This window comes from Vibrio sp. 2132-1, assembly GCF_033344315.1.
In genome coordinates this window covers 1-669 of sequence record NZ_JAWPON010000396.1, presented here as the reverse complement: position 1 = coordinate 669, position 669 = coordinate 1, and the positions used below count along the sequence as shown (strand labels likewise).

Sequence of the window (669 nt, the reverse complement as noted above, 5' to 3'; positions counted from 1 at the left end):
GGTACCCGGCGATTTGATTGACAACGAGCAATGGGATGAACTGGCGAAGCTGGTTCGTGAAGTTGCGGGAATTATCGAATAATTCCTCACCCCGGTTAGCACCGAGAACTATCGTAGATAGTCGAACGATCTTTTGAGCAATTTGCCAACGCCTGCGGCTCCACCGTAGGCGTTTTTTTATATGCAGTTTTGGCGAGTTAAAAAGCCAGCTTTCCACTAGGCGCGACACAAAACAACGCGCCCAATACGGTTTACTTACCCATTTACTTACTTAGTTTTTTGTTTCTGCCAAGCACGTTTAGAGTGCTGGGTAGGTTGTAGTAGGAACAAGCTAAACAGCAACACAATGCAGCCAATTGCGACAAAGATGGATTGAGAAGAGCCCGCTAACACGACGCCGGCAAGAATCAGTAACATGCCCGCCAACGCTGTGATGGAGCCGACATAAAGTCCTTGCTTATGATTGATAGGGGACTGCTCCTCGTCGCTGATCGGTGTGGCTAGTTGAATCGCAAGTGCAGTGCGACTTTGCTGGATTGATGGTGGCTCTTTGGCATAAAAGACCCGCGTAAACAGGAAGAAGCCTCCCGTCACCAGTAAATGAACGGCAAGCGTTGCGACCACGGACAGGTCTTTGCTTTCTCTTGGCGTTAATGGCGAGGAAGAGAG

At 49.3% G+C, this 669-nt stretch carries 2 pseudogenes; one reads left to right on the top strand and one right to left on the bottom strand.

The window, feature by feature from the left end:
- Window positions 1–82 (top strand): annotated as a pseudogene (locus R8N47_RS25640) (keto-hydroxyglutarate-aldolase/keto-deoxy-phosphogluconate aldolase); the annotation flags it as partial.
- A gap of 185 nt (window positions 83–267) precedes the next feature.
- On the opposite strand, the pseudogene R8N47_RS25635 reads toward R8N47_RS25640, so the two are convergent.
- Window positions 268–669: pseudogene (locus tag R8N47_RS25635) on the bottom strand (transporter); the annotation flags it as partial.